Consider the following 2302-nt stretch of genomic DNA (forward strand, 5'->3'; position numbering starts at 1 on the left):
ACCTGATTCGTATCGACATGAGCGAATTCATGGAGAAGCACAGCGTCGCGCGTTTGATCGGCGCACCCCCGGGTTATGTCGGTTATGAAGAGGGCGGGTATCTGACCGAGCTCGTGCGGCGCAAACCATACAGCGTGATCCTGCTCGATGAAATCGAGAAGGCGCATCCGGACGTGTTCAACGTGCTGCTGCAAGTGCTCGACGATGGCCGTATGACCGATGGGCAAGGGCGCACCGTGGACTTCAAGAATACGGTGATCGTGATGACATCGAATCTTGGATCGCACGTGATTCAGTCGATGGTCGGCGAGCCGCACGAAGCGGTGAAGGATGCCGTATGGGAAGAGGTCAAGCTGCACTTCCGGCCGGAGTTTCTGAATCGTATCGACGACGTCGTGGTGTTCCATTCGCTCGACCGGAGCAACATCCAGTCGATTGCGAAGATCCAGTTGCAGCGGTTGCATGAACGGCTTGCGAAGCTGGAGATGCAGCTGGATGTATCGGACGCGGCGCTCGAGTTGGTCGGCAAGGTGGGTTACGACCCGGTGTTCGGCGCGCGGCCCTTGAAGCGCGCGATCCAGCAGCAGATCGAGAACCCGGTCGCGAAGCTGATCCTGGCCGGCAAGTTTGGGCCGAAGGACGTGATCCCTGTGGATGTTCGGGACGGGGAGCTGGTGTTCGATCGCGTCGTGCATTAAGACGCGTTGGCGATGTGATGAAACGCCCGATGAGGTTTATCGGGCGTTTTATTCGTGGTTGGAGCAGGAGCGTGTTTGGGTATACCCCGTTAGCGAACTTTGGGCATCGTGATAATCTGCGACCAAGTTATCTGACGTCGTATCTAGACAGCGGCGCTCAGACTTGAAAGTCCTCCGTTATAAAAGGCGAAAGTCATAGGACGTCCGTTCTAATCACCTCCAACTCACATCATTCCATGACGAAACTGAACCTCTTGCTGGCAGCGACAGTTGCGTGCGCCGCGTCGGTGAACGTCTACGCCAAGACCAGCGATCAGGCGTCCCTTGACTCGGCCGTCAAGCGCCTGCATGCCGCGATGATCGCGGCCAACGGCGCCGAACTCAAAGCGCTGACCACCTCGACTTTGAGCTACGGTCATTCGAACGCTTCGGTTCAGAACCAGCAGGTTTATATCGATACGATCACGAGCGGGAAGACGCACTACAAGCGCATCGACCTGACCGAGCCGAGCGTGACGCTCGCGGGCGATAACGCCATCGTTCGGGATCATTTTTCGACAACGGTGGAAAGCGACGGCAAGCAGACCGATGTCGAACTCGATCAGTTGATGGTCTGGAAGAAGGCCGGCAACGACTGGAAGCTGCTCGCGCGCCAGGGTTTCAAGCATTGACGAAAAAGGGCAACGGATTACTCCGATGCCCCTTCGTCACTTCAAGCAAACACTATAAAGCGAAGAACCCTCAAGCCTTCGGTTCTTCGTTCTTGCCGAACAGGCCACCCAGACCGCCGAGCGAACCCAGCACGCTGCCGAGATCAAGCTTGCCGTCCGCCGGCACTTCGCCGTTCGGCGTTGCCTTGTCGACGAGTTGCGGCAGCACGGAGGCCAGCATGCCGCTCAACTGATCGCCCGACACACCTGCCTTCTGTGCGAGGTCGCTGACTGCGCCCGACCCGAGCACGTTGGTCAGGGTGTCCGAGCTGATCGGCTTGTTTTCGCCATGACCGATCCATGACGACACCACATCACCTGCGCCATTTTCATGGAAGCGCTGGATCAGGCCAGTCAGGCCGCCTGGCTGGTTGTTGATGAATTCCATGGCGACAGCGACCAGACCGGCCGGTGCTGCGCCGCCACCTTCCGGTGACGATTTGCCGAAGGAGGAGGCGAGGGTATCGAGTAGGCTCATGGCTGTCTCTCTGAAAAGCGATACGGGTTGGGTATATCGCCCGGTTGTGTTGCAGTGACCGGGCGAACAAGGCGCCGTCCGTCAGGACAACGCGTGTTCTGCTGCAAAACGACCTGAGTGCGCTTAAGTTCGAGCGTCGTGTTTGTGTCCGTTTCACGAACGATACGCCCTTGCATCAAGTCAACGGCGCGCGAAAGAAACGCGCCGCTGTCCTCAGGTTGCAGCCGCGTCGCTCGCGGCTTTCTTCTTCTTCGACTTCTTCGATGCCTTGGCGCCGCTCGCGCCAGATGCCGATCAGTAACCAGGCGGCACCTTTGCTTTTCGCTCAAGTGCGCGCCGGATCTGCCGATATGTTAAAAGTAAATGAACGGTGAGTTTCGGCACACGTTTTTCAGCACCTTTCTGGCCCGGTCCGG

At 58.2% G+C, this 2302-nt stretch carries 3 protein-coding genes; 2 read left to right on the forward strand and 1 reads right to left on the reverse strand.

Going from position 1 to position 2302, the window contains the following annotated elements; all coding sequences use genetic code 11:
• Together ACRXB1_RS34755 and ACRXB1_RS34760 are read left to right on the forward strand one after the other, a co-directional pair.
• On the forward strand, positions 1 to 698 hold a 698-nt coding region (locus ACRXB1_RS34755; RefSeq protein WP_449494619.1), incomplete at its 5' end, for an AAA family ATPase.
• A 236-nt stretch (positions 699 to 934) separates the two neighbouring features.
• Positions 935 to 1369 (forward strand): nuclear transport factor 2 family protein, encoded by a 435-nt coding sequence (locus ACRXB1_RS34760; RefSeq protein ID WP_449494620.1) that lies wholly within the window; start codon positions 935 to 937, stop codon positions 1367 to 1369.
• Positions 1370 to 1439: 70 nt separating this feature from the next.
• Here the strand turns inward: ACRXB1_RS34760 and ACRXB1_RS34765 are convergent, their stop codons facing one another.
• Positions 1440 to 1886 carry a YidB family protein gene (locus ACRXB1_RS34765; RefSeq protein WP_061999556.1) on the reverse strand — a complete coding sequence of 149 codons (447 nt, stop codon included), beginning with the start codon at positions 1884 to 1886 and terminating at the stop codon, positions 1440 to 1442.
• Positions 1887 to 2302: the final 416 nt, after the last annotated feature.

The organism is Caballeronia sp. M23-90, assembly GCF_053574605.1.

Excerpts from the sequence above, each read along its gene's own strand:
- ACRXB1_RS34760 (WP_449494620.1), top strand. The coding sequence starts at position 935 with ATGACGAAACTGAACCTCTTGCTGGCAGCGACAGTTGCGTGCGCCGCG.
- ACRXB1_RS34765 (WP_061999556.1), bottom strand. The coding sequence starts at position 1,886 with ATGAGCCTACTCGATACCCTCGCCTCCTCCTTCGGCAAATCGTCACCG.